17 protein-coding genes and 1 pseudogene are annotated in these 16331 nt (G+C 60.4%); 11 read left to right on the plus strand and 7 right to left on the minus strand.

Annotated features, from left to right (window positions below):
• Nucleotides 1-95, minus strand: a pseudogene (locus tag ACIOWE_RS05415) (hypothetical protein); the annotation flags it as partial.
• 474 nt (nt 96-569) lie between these two features.
• On the opposite strand from ACIOWE_RS05415, the gene ACIOWE_RS05420 reads away from it, so the two are divergent.
• The 7 genes from ACIOWE_RS05420 (at nt 570) to rsd (ending at nt 6959) form a co-directional block, all read left to right on the plus strand.
• Nucleotides 570-1316: a LytTR family DNA-binding domain-containing protein gene (locus ACIOWE_RS05420; protein ID WP_038359143.1), complete on the plus strand. Its 747-nt coding sequence runs from the start codon at nt 570-572 to the stop codon at nt 1314-1316.
• A 138-nt stretch (nt 1317-1454) separates the two neighbouring features.
• Complete coding sequence (gene hemC, locus ACIOWE_RS05425) at nt 1455-2396, plus strand: hydroxymethylbilane synthase (protein ID WP_401388294.1); 942 nt, start codon at nt 1455-1457, stop codon at nt 2394-2396.
• Nucleotides 2393-3160, plus strand: coding sequence for a uroporphyrinogen-III synthase (locus ACIOWE_RS05430; RefSeq protein WP_401388297.1), 768 nt, complete (start codon nt 2393-2395; stop codon nt 3158-3160). The genes hemC and ACIOWE_RS05430 overlap by 4 nt, the downstream gene beginning before the upstream one ends.
• Nucleotides 3161-3176: 16 nt before the next feature.
• Nucleotides 3177-4319, plus strand: coding sequence for a uroporphyrinogen-III C-methyltransferase (locus ACIOWE_RS05435; protein WP_401388300.1), 1143 nt, complete (start codon nt 3177-3179; stop codon nt 4317-4319).
• Nucleotides 4316-5554: a heme biosynthesis protein HemY gene (locus ACIOWE_RS05440; protein ID WP_401388303.1), complete on the plus strand. Its 1239-nt coding sequence runs from the start codon at nt 4316-4318 to the stop codon at nt 5552-5554. The genes ACIOWE_RS05435 and ACIOWE_RS05440 overlap by 4 nt, the downstream gene beginning before the upstream one ends.
• A gap of 218 nt (nt 5555-5772) precedes the next feature.
• Entirely contained in the window at nt 5773-6324 is a 552-nt protein-coding gene (locus ACIOWE_RS05445) for a disulfide bond formation protein B (RefSeq protein ID WP_401388306.1), read from the plus strand.
• Nucleotides 6325-6500: 176 nt separating this feature from the next.
• Nucleotides 6501-6959 (plus strand): sigma D regulator, encoded by a 459-nt coding sequence (rsd, locus tag ACIOWE_RS05450; protein ID WP_401388309.1) that lies wholly within the window; start codon nt 6501-6503, stop codon nt 6957-6959.
• 58 nt (nt 6960-7017) lie between these two features.
• On the opposite strand, the gene ACIOWE_RS05455 is transcribed toward rsd, so the two are convergent.
• Nucleotides 7018-7683 (minus strand): FKBP-type peptidyl-prolyl cis-trans isomerase, encoded by a 666-nt coding sequence (locus ACIOWE_RS05455; RefSeq protein ID WP_401388312.1) that lies wholly within the window; start codon nt 7681-7683, stop codon nt 7018-7020.
• A 192-nt stretch (nt 7684-7875) separates the two neighbouring features.
• On the opposite strand from ACIOWE_RS05455, the gene ACIOWE_RS05460 reads away from it, so the two are divergent.
• Entirely contained in the window at nt 7876-9054 is a 1179-nt protein-coding gene (locus tag ACIOWE_RS05460; protein WP_401388315.1) for an AlgP family protein, read from the plus strand.
• Here the strand turns inward: ACIOWE_RS05460 and ACIOWE_RS05465 are convergent.
• Nucleotides 9051-9512: a TIGR02444 family protein gene (locus ACIOWE_RS05465; RefSeq protein WP_401388318.1), complete on the minus strand. Its 462-nt coding sequence runs from the start codon at nt 9510-9512 to the stop codon at nt 9051-9053. The genes ACIOWE_RS05460 and ACIOWE_RS05465 overlap by 4 nt on opposite strands.
• 50 nt (nt 9513-9562) lie before the next feature.
• Here ACIOWE_RS05465 and abc-f point away from each other — a divergent pair, with 50 nt between their 5' ends.
• The 3 genes from abc-f to ACIOWE_RS05480 all read left to right on the plus strand — a co-directional run bounded on the left by abc-f (nt 9563) and on the right by ACIOWE_RS05480 (nt 12884).
• Nucleotides 9563-11473 (plus strand): ribosomal protection-like ABC-F family protein, encoded by a 1911-nt coding sequence (abc-f, locus tag ACIOWE_RS05470; protein ID WP_401388321.1) that lies wholly within the window; start codon nt 9563-9565, stop codon nt 11471-11473.
• Nucleotides 11473-12054: a mechanosensitive ion channel domain-containing protein gene (locus ACIOWE_RS05475; protein WP_401388324.1), complete on the plus strand. Its 582-nt coding sequence runs from the start codon at nt 11473-11475 to the stop codon at nt 12052-12054. The genes abc-f and ACIOWE_RS05475 overlap by 1 nt, the downstream gene beginning before the upstream one ends.
• A gap of 197 nt (nt 12055-12251) precedes the next feature.
• Nucleotides 12252-12884, plus strand: coding sequence for a LysE family transporter (locus ACIOWE_RS05480; protein WP_103302538.1), 633 nt, complete (start codon nt 12252-12254; stop codon nt 12882-12884).
• Between the two features lie 178 nt (nt 12885-13062).
• Here the strand turns inward: ACIOWE_RS05480 and ACIOWE_RS05485 are convergent, their stop codons facing one another.
• From ACIOWE_RS05485 to ACIOWE_RS05500, 4 genes are read right to left on the minus strand one after another with little or no spacing between them, the layout of a single operon-like run.
• The gene (locus tag ACIOWE_RS05485) at nt 13063-13809 is read right to left on the minus strand and encodes a penicillin-binding protein activator LpoB (RefSeq protein ID WP_401388327.1); all 747 of its coding nucleotides are present in this window, start codon (nt 13807-13809) and stop codon (nt 13063-13065) included.
• A gap of 3 nt (nt 13810-13812) precedes the next feature.
• Entirely contained in the window at nt 13813-14400 is a 588-nt protein-coding gene (gene lpoB / locus ACIOWE_RS05490; RefSeq protein WP_103302536.1) for a penicillin-binding protein activator LpoB, read from the minus strand.
• 36 nt (nt 14401-14436) lie between these two features.
• Nucleotides 14437-14811: a YcfL family protein gene (locus tag ACIOWE_RS05495; RefSeq protein ID WP_401388330.1), complete on the minus strand. Its 375-nt coding sequence runs from the start codon at nt 14809-14811 to the stop codon at nt 14437-14439.
• A gap of 15 nt (nt 14812-14826) precedes the next feature.
• Nucleotides 14827-16221: a COG3014 family protein gene (locus ACIOWE_RS05500; RefSeq protein WP_401388333.1), complete on the minus strand. Its 1395-nt coding sequence runs from the start codon at nt 16219-16221 to the stop codon at nt 14827-14829.
• Nucleotides 16222-16331: the final 110 nt, after the last annotated feature.

Genomic DNA, 16331 nt, shown 5'->3' on the forward strand with positions numbered 1-16331 from the left:
TCGAAAGTGACGGAGGCGGTGACGCGGGCGACGACGGCGTCGACGGGGTCACTGAAGCGGCCGCCCCAGGACTGATTGGTCTTGTCAGTGCTCATGAATTCGCTCGTATCGGCTTGAAGAAAAAAGGCGTGAAACGCTGGCGCGGATAATAACAGGGTTGCCAATCCTGTCGCTGACACCGGTCGATACGTTTTTTTCTCAACGTGTCATGCATAGTCGGCGCGTTACTTCGATGATTTGCGTAAGGATATTTTTCGATTGAGCAATATCGGCCCGACGAGCGTCTACAGTTGGACATAAGGGTCGGTGCAAACCGGATCGCGCAAAGGTCTGGCTGCCGACTATAAGAAAGAAGAGGGGGTGGGTGTATTGTCCTTGGGCAAACCCCGCGCAAAGCGCAGGAAACAGCGGGCTTCGAGCAGTACGACCCGGATACTGGCAAATATTGCTGGCCGACGTACGGCACTTTTTGGCGCTCGGGCTAGTCTTAGCGTGGATCGCGGTGACGGACGTCACTTCACCTGTCTACGCTATCCTTGTGCGAGACTCACGCAGGAATCCAGCGCAATATGAATGTCCTGATCGTTGATGACGAACCACTGGCTCGCGAGCGCCTCAGCCGAATGGTGAGCGAGCTCGAGGGTTACACAGTCCTGGAGCCCAGCGCCACGAATGGCGAAGAGGCGTTGGCGCTGATCGACAGCCACAAGCCGGATATCGTGTTACTCGATATCCGCATGCCTGGCCTGGATGGCCTGCAAGTCGCTGCCCGTCTGTGCGAGCGTGAAACGCCGCCTGCCGTGGTGTTTTGCACCAGTCCCGATGAATTTGCCGTGGAAGCCCTGCAGGCCAGCGCCGTGGGCTATGTGGTGAAACCCGTGCGAACCGAACATCTGCATGACGCCCTGAAACGGGCTGAACGTCCCAATCGGGCGCAACTCTCGGCCCTGACCCGTCCTGCTGCCGAAAGCGGCAATGGCCCGCGCAGTCACATCAGTGCGCGTACCCGCAAAGGCATCGAACTGATTCCTCTGGATCAGGTGGTCTATTTCATTGCCGACCACAAGTACGTGACCTTGCGCCATGAAGCCGGCGAAGTGCTGCTGGACGAACCGCTCAAGGCCCTCGAAGACGAATTCGGTGAACGTTTTGTGCGCATCCATCGCAACGCGCTGGTCGCCCGCGACCGCATCGAACGCCTGCAACGTACGCCGCTGGGGCATTTCCAGCTGTTCCTCAAAGGCCTCAATGGTGATGCGCTGATCGTCAGTCGTCGGCATGTGGCGGGTGTGCGCAAGATGATGCAGGGCTTGTAACCCGGTCTTTCCGGGCGGTTCTCCAGTCTTTTCACCAGGCATCGCAGGCCAGGGAGGCCACGCCGTTTCTGATTCAAGTCAAAGTGGATTTGGCTGAGCTGTTATTATCCGCCGTATCTATTCAGTACGGATTGATCCATGTCCTCTCGCGAAATCCGCATCGCCACCCGTAAAAGTGCGCTGGCCCTCTGGCAGGCCGAATACGTCAAAGCCCGTCTGGAAGCGGCCCATCCGGGCTTGCTGGTGACGCTGGTGCCCATGGTCAGTCGCGGCGACAAGCTGCTCGATTCGCCGCTGTCGAAGATTGGCGGCAAGGGCCTGTTCGTCAAGGAACTGGAAACCGCGCTGCTGGAAAATGAAGCAGACATTGCCGTTCATTCGATGAAAGACGTACCGATGGACTTCCCTCAAGGCCTCGGTCTGTTCTGCATCTGCGAGCGCGAAGACCCGCGTGATGCCTTCGTTTCCAATACCTATGCAAGTCTTGAGGCGTTGCCGGCCGGCAGCATCGTTGGCACCTCAAGCCTGCGTCGTCAGGCACAGTTGCTGACGCGCCGCCCGGATCTCGAGATCCGTTTCCTGCGCGGCAACGTCAACACCCGTCTGGCCAAGCTCGATGCCGGCGAGTACGACGCGATCATCCTCGCGGCGGCCGGTCTGATCCGTCTCGGTTTCGAGGATCGCATCACTTCGGCCATCAGCGTCGATGACAGTCTGCCGGCCGGTGGCCAAGGTGCGGTCGGCATCGAATGCCGCAGTGCCGACACCGAAATTCATGCCTTGCTCGCGCCGCTGCATCACGCGGACACATCTTCACGCGTGACCGCCGAGCGTGCACTCAACAAGCATTTGAATGGCGGCTGCCAAGTGCCGATCGCCTGCTACGCGGTGCTTGAAGGCGAGCAACTGTGGCTGCGCGGTCTGGTCGGTGAGCCGAGTGGCGGTCGACTGATCAGCGCTGAAGCCCGCGCACCACGCGCTGATGCCGAAGCGCTGGGTGTGAAGGTTGCCGAAGACTTGCTCGGCCAGGGCGCCGAAGAAATTCTCAAGGCAGTCTACGGCGAGGCAGGTCACGAGTGATCGGTTGGCGCCTGCTGCTGACGCGCCCGGCCGATGACTGTGCGGCGCTCGCCGAGACGTTGGCCGGGCAGGGGATTTTCAGCAGTTGCCTGCCGCTTCTGGAAATCGCGCCGCTGCCGGTCTCTGACAAAATATGTCAGGCGATTGCGCAGTTGCCGACTTGCAGCGCGGTGATTGTGGTCAGCAAGCCGGCGGCGCGGATTGCGCTGGATCTGCTGGATGCCCACGGTCTGCAATCACTGGCCATGCCGTGGTTCAGCGTGGGCGCGGCGACGGCGCAGATTCTTCGCGATCATGGTCTTGATGCGCACTTCCCCGACGGCGGTGATGACAGTGAGGCTTTGCTGCAATTGCCGCGTCTGCGCGAGGCTGTCACACAACCCGGCTCGCAGGTGTTGATCCTGCGTGGGGAGGGCGGCCGCGAGTTGCTTGCCGAGCGCCTGCGCGAGCTTGGTGCTAGTGTCGAGTATCTGGAATTGTATCGACGAGACTTGCCAGCCTATGCGCCGCAAGCACTGCCGCGACGGATCGAAGCGGAACGCTTGAACGGGCTGGTGGTCAGCAGTGGACAGGGTTTCGAGCACTTGCGTCAGATGGCCAGCGATACGTGGCCGACGATTGCGCGGTTGCCGTTGTTTGTTCCAAGCCCAAGGGTCGCCGAGCTGGCACATGCCGCCGGGGCTCAAACAGTTGTGGATTGCCGCGGCGCGAGTGCCGCGGCTTTGCTGACGGCGTTACGGGAGCATCCCGTGCCCGTTCTCTAATGCAAAGGATGGATACGTGAGCGAAACAGCCTTGCCTAAAGATGACGTCCAACCGGTGATTGACGCACCGGTTGAAACTCCACTGCCGGCCAAAGAGCCGCGCCGAGGCAATGGCCTGGCCATCGTCGCCCTGTTGCTCGGTGCTGCCGGTGTCGCGATCGGTGGCTGGGGAGTCTGGCAGGTGCGTCACCTGCAGACCAACACCCAACAGCAGTCGGGTCAGGTGCAGGCGTTGAACGATCAGGCGCAGAGCCTGAAACTCAACGAGCAGCGTCTGACCGAGCGCCTCGCGCAGTTACCGGGGGCCGACGAACTCGCTGATCGCCAGCGTCTGGTGACGCAGCTTCAGGGCGATCAACAGCGCCTCAACCAACGCCTGGAAACCGTACTCGGCGCCAGCCGCAAGGACTGGCGTCTGGCCGAAGCCGAACACTTGCTGCGTCTGGCCAGCCTGCGCCTTTCGGCCTTGCAGGACATCAGCAGCGCCCAAGCCCTGGTCCAGGGCGCCGACGAAATCCTTCGTGAACAGAACGATCCCGGCTCCTTCGCCGCCCGTGAGCAAGTGGCGAAAACCCTGGTCGCGCTGCGCAGCACCGAGCAGCCGGATCGCACTGGATTGTTCCTGCGACTGGGCGCTCTGCGCGATCAGGTCATCGATCTCACCGAACTGGCACCGGAATACAAGGACCGCGGCGAGTCGCTGCTCGGCCTGACTGCCGATGGTGACGGCGCCAGTCGTTGGGCGCAGTGGTGGGATCAGGTCTCGCGCTACATTCGGATCGATTTCAACGCTGACAAGAATGTGAAACCTTTGCTGGCCGGGCAAAGCCTGAGCCAAGTGCGTCTGGCCCTGAGCCTGGCGCTGGAGCAGGCGCAGTGGGCGGCTCTCAATGGTCAGGCAGCGGTTTATACCCAAGCGCTGGCCGAGGCGCGTGACGTGCTCAAAGGCAACTTCAATCCGGACAATCCGCAAAGCAAAGTCATGCTTGAACAGGTCGGCGAGCTGAGCAAGGAGCCGGTCACGGTCAACACACCGGATCTGACCGGCACACTCAGTGCCGTACAAGCCTATCTGGAACGGCGTAACGTCAACGCCGAAGAGTCGGTGAAACCCTTCGCCAAACCTGCTGCCAACCCTGCGCAGGAGGCCACGCCATGAAACGCCTCTATGTGATCGTGTTTCTGGTGATCGCGGCGACGGCGGCGCTGGGCCTGGCGATTGCCGAGCATTCCGGTTACGTGCTGGTCGCCTACAAGACCTTCCGTTATGAGTCGAGCCTGTGGGCGACATTGGCGCTGATCGCGGTGTTGTGGTTGCTGATCTGGGGCATCAAGGCTCTGGTCGAGCTGGTCATGGCTTCCACTGGCGTAGTCAATCCATGGTCGCGGCGCAACCGTAGCCGTCGCGTGCAAGTGGCGATCGAGCACGGTCAACTGGATCTGGCCGAAGGTCGCTGGGCCAGCGCCCAGCGTCACTTGTATCGGGCCGCTGAAGCGGAACGCCAACCGTTGCTGTATTACCTCGGCGCTGCTCGCGCGGCGAACGAGCAAGGCAATTACGAGGAATCCGATCATCTGCTGGAGCGTGCGCTGGAGCGTCAGCCACAGGCGGAGCTGGCGATTGCCTTGAGCCACGCGCAGTTGCAGACCGACCGGGGCGATACCGACGGCGCACTGGTGACCTTGCAGGCCATGCATGAGCGCCATCCGCACAATGTGCAGACGCTGCGCCAGTTGCAGCGTCTGTATCAGCAGCGCGGTGATTGGTCGGCGGTGATTCGTCTGTTGCCGGAGCTACGCAAAGACAAGGTCCTGCCGGCCGCTGAACTGGCAGAGCTTGAACGTCGCGCCTGGGGTGAAAACCTGTCGCTGGCAGCGCAGCGCGAGGAGGATGGCTCGGTGGGCGCGCAGTCGCTGGATCGGGCCTGGCAACAACTCACGTCAGCGCAACGCCAGGAACCGCCGCTGGTGCTGGCCTATGCCGAGCAACTGCGTCAGTTGGGCGCTCAGGTGCAGGCGGAAGAAGTGTTGCGCACGGCGCTCAAGCGCAAATACGACAGCCATCTGGCGCGTCTTTATGGTTTGGTGCGCGGCAGTGATCCGGCGCGTCAATTGCAGACCGCCGAAGGCTGGCTCAAGGATCATCCGAATGATCCGAGCCTGCTGCTGACCCTGGGGCGTCTGTGTCTGCAAACCAGCCTGTGGGGCAAGGCACGGGATTATCTGGAAAGCAGTCTGCGCGTGCAGCGTAATCCGGAGGCCTGTGCAGAGCTGGCACGTCTGCTCGCGCAACTGGGTGATACCGAGCGCAGCAATCAGTTGTTCCAGGAAGGCCTCGGCTTGCTGGATGAGCGCTTGCTGGCTGCACCGTTGCCGGTCCCGGCTCGCGTCTGAAATCACGAGGGAGGTTGCTCCCTCGGTCACCCTTGGCGCACGAAAATTAACCTTCCGTGGGTGTCTAGGGAAAAGTCCTACAGCGTGCCACACCTTTTCCTCTTGAACCTGTCGGGTTTTCCCTACACCTCTGGTGAACTGTCGGCAGGGCCTTGCCTTGAAAGGCTGACACGCTTTCCTCTACCGTAACCGCCTGTCTCTAAAGTTACGGAAAAGCCATGTCGTTGGCCTGCTCACGCTCCTTGTTCTTCATGGTTTTCACTGCGGGTGCCTTTGCTCTGGGAGCTTCCTATTATCTTGAATACGCGGTCGGCCTGACGCCGTGCAGTCTGTGCCTGGTGCAGCGGCTGTTCCTGACGCTGCTGTGCGCCTCCTGTGGTCTGGCGGCGGTGCACGGTCCCAAGCGTGGCGGCTTGTGGCTTTACTGGCTGCTCGCGCTGGGCGCGAGTCTGGGTGGCACCACCGCAGCCTGGCGGCAAGTGTTGATCCAGAGTGATCCGGTGTTGCAATTGATCAAATGCCCCCCGGATCCGCAGACGCTGTTCAGCGGCTTGCCCTGGATCTGTGCGTTGCAAAAGATGTTTGAAGGTGGTGCCGATTGCGCCGAAATCTCCTGGACGCTGTTCGATCTGAGCATTCCGGAATGGAGCTTGTTGTTCTTTGTCGCCGTGTCGATTCTTGCCGTATATCAATTGTTGCGGCTGCTCTGGAGCGCGTTGCAGCGACCGCTCAGCGGCGAAGCGTCGCACCGGACGCCGCTGCGGGATTAAACACTTGTATGAACTTTATCTCCTGCGTACCTTGAAGCCATAGGCGTGCGGGCATAATCTGGCCCGCACGTGTCATTGGATTTATGTTGCTCGATGACGCTCTGCCCGATTGCCCCCAAGCCAAAAAGAGGGCGCGGGTGTAGAGCAGCATGACCCACAAGGGAAGAGAGATCGCCATGCTCGAAAGTTGTCAGAATGCTCAGGAACGTTGGGGTGGAGTTCATCTGCTGATCGACCGCTGGTTGCAAGAGCGTGAAGAGCTGATCGGCGCCTACGACAAACTCGGTGCGCAGCCTGAGTCGCTGGCCGAGAGCCGCAAGCCCTTGCAGGAATTCTGCGGCGTGCTGGTCGATTACGTCTCGGCCGGGCACTTCGAAATCTACGAACAGCTGACTGGCGAAGCCAAAGCGTTCAACGACAAGCGCGGTCTGGAACTCGCCGAGACGATCTATCCACGTATCGACGTCATCACTGAAAAGCTCCTCGCCTTCAACGATCTTTGCGATGAAGGCAAGTGCGTTGCCGAGAAATTCAAGGAGCTCGGTGGCCTGTTGCATGAACGCTTCGAGCTGGAAGATTGCCTGATTGAAGTGCTGCACACGGCACACAAGGAAGAAGATTCGGTTCAGGCCTGATCAACGCCTTGCAAACGAAAAACGGTGCGCCCCAAGCGCACCGTTTTTTTATGCCTGATCAGCTCGTCGCGCCGCGTAATTCGACTTCGAAAACCAGCGGTGTGAATGGCGCAATCAAGTCCCCGGCACCGTCGGCGCCATAAGCCTGGTCCGAAGGAATCACCAGTCGCCATTTCGCGCCCACCGGCATGTTCTGCAATGCAGTGCGCCAGCCGGCAATCACGCTGTCGAGATTGAACCACTGCGGCTGAGTGTTCTGATCGAACACCGTGCCGTCGGGCAGCCGACCGATGTACAGCACCTGCACTTTTCCATCAGGCCCGGCTTTGGCGCCAGTGCCCGGCATCAGTTCGGTCAGCAGGATGCCGTCGGCCAGTTCCTTCACGCCCGGTTTGGCTTTTTCAGCCGTCAGAAAACGCTGCTCGTTTTCCATCGCGGCGTCGCTCGAAGGCTGCGTGGAGTGCTCGGCATTTTGCGCTTCATGATCGGCCAGAATCTGCTCGATACGTGCTTCGCTCAGCGCCAGTGGCTTGCCTTGATAGGCCTGTTGCAAACCATCAACCAGTGCCTGGATCTGCAATTGCGGAACCTCCTGGCGCAGCCGTTCACCCAGACTTGCACCGAGGCTGTAAGCCAGATCATGAGCATCGTTCGCGGTGGTTTTTTCGTCAGCGTGGGCGGCCGAAAAGATCATGCAGAGGGATAAAAAAAGGTAGCGCGACATGGGCACTCTCCGTCCTGAGATGCGGGGGATTATGCCAGCGCGAACGTCTGCAACGGTGAACTGCTTTTGAGTTCGTGCAGAACATTTTCACTTCGGTGCAACGCAACGGAATTGATACTGTCAAGATGACCTAGCGGCGGTAGCAGCAGAGGTCTAGTATGAGCCGCACTCACGTCAGCCAGGAGGTAAACCATGTCGGCCACCAAGAAGCCTGTAAATACTCCGTTGCACTTACTCCAACAACTCTCGGGCAGCTTGCTCGAGCATCTGGAAAACGCTTGCTCCCAAGCCTTGGCTGATGCTGAAAAACTGCTCGCCAAACTGGAAAAGCAACGCGGCAAGGCGCAAGAAAAACTGCACAAATCCCGCACCAAATTGCAGGACGCAGCTGCCGCCGGTAAAGCCAAGGCGCAGACCAAGGCCAAAGGCGCAGTGAAAGAACTGGAAGACCTGCTCGATGCGTTGAAGGATCGTCAATCCGATACTCGCAGCTACATTCTGCAACTCAAGCGTGATGCCCAGGAAAGCCTGAAACTGGCCCAGGGTGTTGGTCGCGTTCAAGAAGCCGTGGGCAAAGTATTGTCCACCCGCGCAGCCAAACCGGCAGCGGCACCGGCAAAAAAAGCAGCGGCAAAACCTGCTGCTGCCAAAGCTCCGGCGAAAACCGCAGCGGCAAAACCGGCGGCTAAAACTGCAGCCAAACCTGCGGCCAAGGCACCGGTAAAAGCGGCGGCCAAACCGGCTGCTAAAACCGCTGCAAAACCTGCAGCGAAAAAACCGGCTGCTGCGAGCGCTGCAAAACCGGCGGTTAGAACTGCCGCTGCGAAACCAGCTGCCGCCAAGCCAGCTGCCAAAGCTGCTGCCAAACCGGCTGCAAAACCAGCCGCAACCAAAGCAGCTCCAGCGAAAACCGCAGCCGCCAAACCGGCCGCTAAAACTGCAGCCAAAGCTGTTGCGAAACCGGCAGCAAAACCTGCTGCAAAAACCGCAGCTGCCAAACCAGCTGCCAAGACTGCCGCTAAACCGGCTGCTGCCAAAGCTGCGGCAAAACCAGCCGCCAAACCTGCTGCAAAACCAGCAGTGAAAGCCGTCGCCAAACCGGCAGCCAAGCCAGCCGCTACCGCTAAACCAGCGACTGCTGCTGCCAAGCCTGCTGCGGCAAAACCAGCCGCCAAGCCAGCTGCAAAACCTGCCGTGAAAAAGCCAGCCGCTGCCAAACCAGCTGCCGCCAAACCGGCAACCGCACCAGTGGCCAAGCCTGCTGCACCGACAGCTGCACCAGCACCTGCCGCCACTGCCTCGACCCCTTCGACTGCGCCAACGCCAGCCGCTGTGTCGAGTGTCACCAGCAACCCGACCAGCGCTTCCTAAGTGCCGGTTGCCGCGACGCGCAGCACTTGCAGCGCGTCGCGGTTCGGGCTGGCCGCCGTGCCGGCCAATCCTTCCAGCCAGGTGTTTGAACCTGCGTCGTTTCGCGCCCACTCCTGCGCCACACCCTCAAGCCGTGACAGTAATGCTCGCTCCGCCTCAAGTTCGAGTGATTTGAGCTGCTCGCGCATGCCCTTCAACACCGCATCGGTAACCGCCCGTGCTTTCCATTGCATGCGCAGTGCTCGCAGCGGCTGCACCACCTCGACATCCCAAGGTTCGGTCAGCGCCTGAAGCAGTCGTACGCGTTGTTCATCGCACGTCACCCCGCGTTGCTCCAGCCACAATCCACACAACAGCAGACACACATTGGCACCCGCAGTCTGCAATTGCAGGCAGGCGTCTTCCACACCCGGGCGGGCGTAGATGGCAAGGGAAAAGCTCCACAGGTCAGAGGACATCGTGCTACTCGCGCCAGTTGTGAGCGAAGCTGGTAGACTCCGCCGCCATTATGATCCGACTTCAGAACCTGACTTTACAGCGTGGCCCGCAACGTCTGCTAGAAGACGCCGAGCTGACCCTGCACGCCGGCCACAAAGCCGGCCTCATCGGTGCCAACGGCGCCGGCAAATCCAGCCTGTTCGCCTTGATTCGGGGTGAGCTGCACCCGGACTCGGGTGATTGCTACTTGCCGGCCGACTGGCGCATCGCCCACATGCGTCAGGAGATCGAGACGCTCGAGCGTCTTGCCGTCGACTATGTGCTCGATGGCGACCTGCGTCTACGCGAGGTGCAACGTGACCTCGCGGCCGCCGAAGCGGCGCATGACGGTGCCGCTCAGGCCCGTCTGCATGCCGAACTCGACAGCGCCGATGGCTACACCGCTGATGCGCGAGCGCGCAAGCTGCTTGCCGGTCTCGGGTTCACCAACGAACAGATGGATCGCCAGGTCGGGGATTTCTCCGGTGGCTGGCGGATGCGTCTGAATCTGGCGCAGGCCTTGATGTGCCCGTCAGATTTACTGCTGCTCGACGAACCAACCAACCACTTGGACCTCGACGCAATCATCTGGCTCGAAGAGTGGCTGAAAAGCTACCCGGGCACCTTGCTGCTGATTTCCCACGACCGTGATTTCCTCGACGAAGTCGTTGACCACGTCGCCCATGTCGATCAGCGCAAAATTACCTTGTATCGCGGCGGCTACACCGCGTTCGAACGCGCCCGTGCCGAGCGTCTGGCCCAGCAGCAACAGGCCTACGAGAAGCAGCAGGCGCAACGTGCGCACATGGAAAGCTACATCGCCCGCTTCAAGGCCCAGGCCACCAAGGCCCGTCAGGCGCAGAGCCGGATCAAGGCACTTGAGCGGATGGAAGAGCTGTCGGCTGCCCATGTCGATTCGCCGTTCGATTTCGTCTTCCGCGAATCGACCAAGATTTCCAGCCCGTTGATCGACCTGTCCGATGCGCGTCTGGGTTACGGCGATAAAACCATCCTCGAGAAGGTCAAGCTGCAACTGACCCCGGGTGCGCGGATCGGCCTGCTCGGCCCGAACGGCGCGGGTAAATCGACGCTGATCAAGAACCTCGCCGGCGAGCTGTCACCGCTGGGCGGGCGTATGACCCGGGGCGAGAACACCGTGGTCGGCTACTTTGCTCAGCATCAGCTCGACTCGCTGGATTCCAAGGCCAGCCCTTTGCTGCATATGCAGCGTCTGGCACCCACCGAGCGTGAGCAGACCTTGCGCGACTTCCTGGGTGGTTTCGACTTCCGTGGTGCGCGGATCGATGAGCCGGTGCTGAATTTCTCCGGTGGCGAAAAGGCCCGTCTGGCTCTGGCGCTGATCGCCTGGGAGCGGCCTAACCTGCTGCTGCTCGACGAACCGACCAACCACCTCGATCTGGAAATGCGCCTGGCGCTGACCATGGCGCTGCAGGAATTCAGCGGCGCGGTATTGGTGGTCTCTCACGATCGACACTTGCTCAAGAGCACCACTGATAACTTCTACCTGGTCGCTGACGGCAAGGTCGAAGAGTTCGATGGCGACCTCGAAGACTATGCGCGCTGGCTGGTCGAATACCGTCAGCGCAACGCGCCGGTCAGCAACACCCCGGTCAACCCGGACAAGACCGACAAGAAGGCTCAACGTCAGGCCGCTGCTGCCTTGCGTCAGCAACTGGCACCGCACAAGCGCGAAGCCGACAAGCTTGAAGCCGAATTGGGCAAGCTCCACGAAAAACTCGCCAAGGTCGATGCCAGCCTCGGTGACAGCGACATCTACGAGCCGGCGCGCAAGAACGAATTGCGTGATCTGCTGGCCGAGCAGGCCAAGCTGAAAGTGCGCGAAGGCGAGCTGGAAGAGGCGTGGATGCAGGCCCTGGAAACGCTGGAAAGCATGCAGGCGGAGCTGGAGGCGCTGTCCTGATGGATGCGTTCAAGCTGCCGCTGCCGGCCGTGTGGGTCGAGCCGATCTGGCTCGGCGTGCAGATTCTGCTGATCCTGCTGGCCGGTTATCTCGCCCAGCGCTTCGTTGCCAAAGGCCTGACCCGGTTGGGCGAACGCTATCCGTTCCCGCCGCAACTGCTGATGCCACTGCGTGGCGTGCTGCGCTGGCTGATCATGGGCAGTGCGGTGATCTTTGTACTGGAACGCCTCGGCGTATCGGCCACAGTGTTGTGGACTGCGTTGTCGGGTTTTGTTGCCGTGGCCGCGGTGGCGTTCTTCGCGATGTGGAGTGTGCTGTCGAACCTGCTCTGCGCGATTCTGATCTTCACCGTCGGGCCGTTTCGCCTGGGGGATATCGTCGAACTGGTGGACACCACCGACAAGCCGGGCGTCAAAGGCCGGGTGGTGGCGATCAATCTGCTCTACACCACGTTGATCGAGGCTGAGGAATTGGGCACCGGTAGCGCGATGGTGCAGGTGCCGAACAGTTTGTTCTTCCAGCGTTCGGTGCGACGCTGGCGCGGGACGGATGTGTTTCCGTCGAGCGGTTTCGAGAAGTAGGTTTCGGGGCGTCTGTTCTGACGCTTTCGCGAGCAGGCTCGCTCCCACATTTGAAATGCGTTTCCCTGTGGGAGCGAGCCTGCTCGCGAAGGGGCCCTCCAGCCGTGATTGCTGCACCATCCTGCAAAAATTAATGGTCAACCATTCCAAACCGCATTAGCTTGGACGTCTGTGACGATTCAGAGTCGAGGTGTGCGATGGAGCTTCAAACATGGTTGGCGTTTTTCGCCGCCTGCTGGGTGATCAGTCTTTCTCCGGGCGCCGGCGCGATTGCGTCGATGTCCAGCGGTCTGCAATACGGCTTCTGGCGTGGTTACTGGAACGCCCTGGGCCTGCAAATCGGCCTCGCTGTGCAGATTGCGATTGTCGGTGCCGGTGTCGGCGCGATCCTCACTGCTTCGGCTACCGCATTCCATGCGATCAAATGGTTCGGTGTGGCCTATCTGGTTTATCTGGCGATCAAGCAATGGCGCGCGCTGCCTATGGACATGAGCGACGACGCGGCGGTGCGGCCGATCGGCAAGCCGCTGGCGTTGGTGTTCCGTGGTTTTCTGGTGAACATCAGCAACCCCAAGGCATTGGTGTTCATGCTGGCGGTACTGCCGCAGTTCATCAATCCACATGCACCGCTGCTGATCCAGTACGTGGTGATCGGCGTGACCATGATTGCCGTTGACCTGGTCGTCATGGCCGGCTACACCGGACTGGCGTCGAAAGTGCTGCGCTTGTTGCGCACACCGACACAGCAGAAGCGTATGAACCGCACGTTTGCCGGACTGTTCATTGGCGCGGCGGCGTTCATGGCGACGTTGCGTAAAGCGGCGGTCTAAAAGCTTCGGCCACAAAAAAGGCGACCTGATGAGGTCGCCTTTTTATTGCCTGTCTGGTACTCCACTGTGGCGAGGGAGCTTGCTCCCGCTGGGCTGCGAAGCGGCCCCAAAAAGCTTGTGAGCGCTGCGCACTCAAGCGGGAGCAAGCTCCCTCGCCACAAAAGCCCTCAGTCCAAGATCAGCGCAGGATGACCGGCGCCGTATCACGCGGCAAATTGTTGCGCTGCTGCGGTTCACGCGGCTGCTCGTAACCACCACCACCACCGAGCTGTTGGCTCAGTTGCCCGGCGACGTCTTCGCCCAGTGCCTTCGACACCTCACGCACCACCCGTGGGCGGTTCAGCGAGATTTTGATGTCGCGGCCGTTCACCAGTTTGGTGTCCTGCGCTTCACCCATCGCCGTGAAGGCCGAGGTGATTTCGAAGGTCTTGGTGTTGATCAGGCTGAAATCCGCCACCAACGTCAGGCCCAGTACCGCCGAATAGCTGTCGGTGTGCGCCAGATCGTTCACGTCCTGCGTGAAGTCGATGTCCGATACGGTGCCAAACAACACGTAGTCGGCGCCTTTGAAGTTGCCGGCCTTGATGCGTTTGATCACGTCATAGACATCGCCCTTGGACGATGCGGTGTACGGCGTGCCCTGCACCAGTTGGAACATGCCGGTACGCAGAATCTCACCCTTGATGTCGCCGGTGAATTTGCGCAGCTCGCCCTGTTCGATGTAGCTGGTGGTCGCTTCGATCTCGTTGTAGCTCGAAGAACCGCTGGCGCTGTAGTAACTCTCGCGATGATTGCTCTGGGCCGAAACGATGTGGATGTATTGCTCCACGCGCTCCTGGTACGCCAGATCCGTCACCGCGACTTTCGGGGCCGCTTGCGCGCCAAACGCGCAAGCCAGGGCCATCATGCCAATCCATGCGCGCATCGATTAACGCTCCGTGGTTTTGCGGATCTCTTTTTCGTCCATCCACTCGGCCAGACCGCTTTCCACGTCGATCAACTGCAGGCTGAATTTGTAGAAGACGTCCTTGTAATCGCTGCTGCGCTTGACGATCGAGCTGATCGAACCTTCGATGCGGTACTTGGCAGCCACCATGTTGCCGGTCTTGGCCACGGTGCTCTTCTTGTACAGACCGCTCTGGTTCTGCAGCTTCAGCTGGTCAACCTGGCTCTGCATCGCATTGTTGTCGCTGGCGAAACGGGCAACGCCGGTTTTCATCAGCTGGGTCTTGATGCTGGTGGTGATTTCGCGGGTATCGATGTACTCGCTGGTCTTGTTCTTCACGTCGTAGACCTGAACCACAGGACGGTTTTGCAGAATGCCGGACTGAGCCAGCGAGCGGGTCATCGACTCGGCGATCATTTGCAGGTCGGTCGAACCGAATTCGTTGGTCACGGTTTCAACCGCTTTGGTGTCGCCGTAGCTGATGTTCTTGCTGCCCAGGGTCGGCGATGTATTGGCGCAACCGGAGGCCAGCAGGGCGATAACGGCGATGCAGGAAAAGCGTACAAACATGGCGATGTTCTCTAAATCAGGAATAGGGTGGCGGGCTTAAGGCGTCTTGAGTTCCAGACGGAAGTCCACGGCTTTCGGTGTCGGGGCGATGCCCTGGATGAAGCTGGTTTGCGCGCCGTACATCATCTGGCTTTTCCAGACTTCTTCTTCGGCAATCGGGAAACCTTCCTGGCCGAGCCAGGCGAAGCGGTAGTAGAACGTCTTGTTGCTGTTGAGGGTGTTGCTCAACTGCACGTTGACGGTCATGAAACCGTTTTCGCGGGCGACGCGCATGGCGCCGACGACGATGTGTTTCTGCGGCCCCATGGCCACGACTTTGCTCGCGGCGCTGCCCGGCTCAGGCGGCGGCGGGGTGGCGCAGCCGCTCGCCAGCAAGGCGAGGGCGGCGGCGGCGATGAGTTTGAAGCGCATGCAAAGACTCCGTTCTTAAGGTTGTTTGAGGCTGGCGACGTTGGTCGCGCCGGCGCTCGGGATGACGTGGGCGGCGAGACCGCCAGCGAAGACCTGATTGCCGACGGCACGCAGGCTGATCACTTGATAGCGCTGGTCAACGGTGACCTTGACCACCGAACCGCCTACAGCGCTCGGCAAGGTGACCTGGTGTTCACCTTTCTTCAAGCGCAGACGCACCACTTGGGTGTTGTCCGGCAGGGTGCGCCACGTACGGGTATCGGCACCTTCGAGCACGGCTGAAGAAATACCGACCGCGAGACCGGCCAGCGGGTTGGTTTCGTTGATCTTCTTCTGGGCCACGCCTTTGGTGATCGCGCGCACGGTGGTGCGCACGATGATCCCCGGCATGTCATCGCGCAGGGCGCGGCGGGACATGGCGGTGGTGCTGTTGAGGGCGGTCAGGTTGACTTGCTGGCCATCGACACCGATCTGCGCGAACGGCGCGGTGGAAGTGTCGGCCTTGATGATCGGGAAGGACAGCGGGGTGATCACCACGTTGTTGGAGATCGGCAATGGTAGCGGCACACGAATCGAATCGCGGGACGGCGCCAGACCGCTTTGCACGACGATCAGGATGTCGCTGTCGTCGCTTTTGCTTGGCTTGTCGAGGTTGACCAGCGCCTGTTCCAGCAGCGGCGTGTTCGGGCGCAGTTCGGCTGCCTTGCGGTAGCCCGGTGCAGCCAGGTCTTTTTCGCCGAGGGCTTCATAGACGAAGCCGGCCAGGTAATGGCTGAACGCACTCTGGTAGCTGTTTTTCAGGCTGACCACTTCCGGCGCGTCGAGGCTGGCGACCGGATAACCCTGCAGGTCCTTGTATTGAGTCTTGATGCCTTCTTTCTCGGCTTCTTCCTCGCTCTTGAGGTATTCCTTGTCACGCAGGTCGGCGATCACCGCTTCGCGTTCGTGAGTCTTCTTGATCGCGGTACGCGCGCCATCAAAGTCATTGACCGCCAGCAGGTTCAGGGCCATCTGCGTGGTCAGCATGACTTTTTCGTAGTCGTAGCCTTCGTAGCGACGGACCTTGTCGTTGACGATGAAACTGCCGAACTGAGCGAGGTATTTGCCGGTGTCGAGTTTGACCGAATCTTCCCACTGGCCGACCACTACATCGGCGCTGGTCCAGGCGTTCTGGCTGCCGGACAAATCGCCCTTGGCACGCAGCAGTTCACCTTTCTCGAAGTAATAGAGCAGGTCTTTGTCTGGGCCGGTGTTGTTCTTTTCCAGCAAGGTCAGCGCGGCGTCGACGTTGCCGGAAGCCAGTTGCTGGTTGGTCTGTGCCAATTCGGAGTCGTAGTTGCGAAACGCCGAACAGCCGGACAGCAGAGTGACGGCGCTGAGCGCGATCAGAGTGGGAGCGCGGAATGCCATGGGGGTACTTCTTCCCTGGAGTAACTTCAGCCGCGGGTGCTGGTCGGGCTGGTGTGACCCATCGACAGTGGCGTTGGCCTCCTGCCAATTCCTCATAACCAGAGGAGCTT

The organism is Pseudomonas sp. NPDC087598, assembly GCF_044743525.1.
Lineage (GTDB): Bacteria > Pseudomonadota > Gammaproteobacteria > Pseudomonadales > Pseudomonadaceae > Aquipseudomonas.

Excerpts from the sequence above, each read along its gene's own strand:
- hemC (WP_401388294.1), top strand. The coding sequence starts at position 1,455 with ATGTCCTCTCGCGAAATCCGCATCGCCACCCGTAAAAGTGCGCTGGCC.
- lpoB (WP_103302536.1), bottom strand. The coding sequence starts at position 14,400 with ATGTTTGTACGCTTTTCCTGCATCGCCGTTATCGCCCTGCTGGCCTCC.
- ACIOWE_RS05445 (WP_401388306.1), top strand. The coding sequence starts at position 5,773 with ATGTCGTTGGCCTGCTCACGCTCCTTGTTCTTCATGGTTTTCACTGCG.
- abc-f (WP_401388321.1), top strand. The coding sequence starts at position 9,563 with ATGATCCGACTTCAGAACCTGACTTTACAGCGTGGCCCGCAACGTCTG.
- ACIOWE_RS05460 (WP_401388315.1), top strand. The coding sequence starts at position 7,876 with ATGTCGGCCACCAAGAAGCCTGTAAATACTCCGTTGCACTTACTCCAA.
- ACIOWE_RS05465 (WP_401388318.1), bottom strand. The coding sequence starts at position 9,512 with ATGTCCTCTGACCTGTGGAGCTTTTCCCTTGCCATCTACGCCCGCCCG.
- ACIOWE_RS05455 (WP_401388312.1), bottom strand. The coding sequence starts at position 7,683 with ATGTCGCGCTACCTTTTTTTATCCCTCTGCATGATCTTTTCGGCCGCC.
- ACIOWE_RS05500 (WP_401388333.1), bottom strand. The coding sequence starts at position 16,221 with ATGGCATTCCGCGCTCCCACTCTGATCGCGCTCAGCGCCGTCACTCTG.
- rsd (WP_401388309.1), top strand. The coding sequence starts at position 6,501 with ATGCTCGAAAGTTGTCAGAATGCTCAGGAACGTTGGGGTGGAGTTCAT.
- ACIOWE_RS05495 (WP_401388330.1), bottom strand. The coding sequence starts at position 14,811 with ATGCGCTTCAAACTCATCGCCGCCGCCGCCCTCGCCTTGCTGGCGAGC.
- ACIOWE_RS05475 (WP_401388324.1), top strand. The coding sequence starts at position 11,473 with ATGGATGCGTTCAAGCTGCCGCTGCCGGCCGTGTGGGTCGAGCCGATC.
- ACIOWE_RS05480 (WP_103302538.1), top strand. The coding sequence starts at position 12,252 with ATGGAGCTTCAAACATGGTTGGCGTTTTTCGCCGCCTGCTGGGTGATC.
- ACIOWE_RS05440 (WP_401388303.1), top strand. The coding sequence starts at position 4,316 with ATGAAACGCCTCTATGTGATCGTGTTTCTGGTGATCGCGGCGACGGCG.
- ACIOWE_RS05485 (WP_401388327.1), bottom strand. The coding sequence starts at position 13,809 with ATGCGCGCATGGATTGGCATGATGGCCCTGGCTTGCGCGTTTGGCGCG.
- ACIOWE_RS05420 (WP_038359143.1), top strand. The coding sequence starts at position 570 with ATGAATGTCCTGATCGTTGATGACGAACCACTGGCTCGCGAGCGCCTC.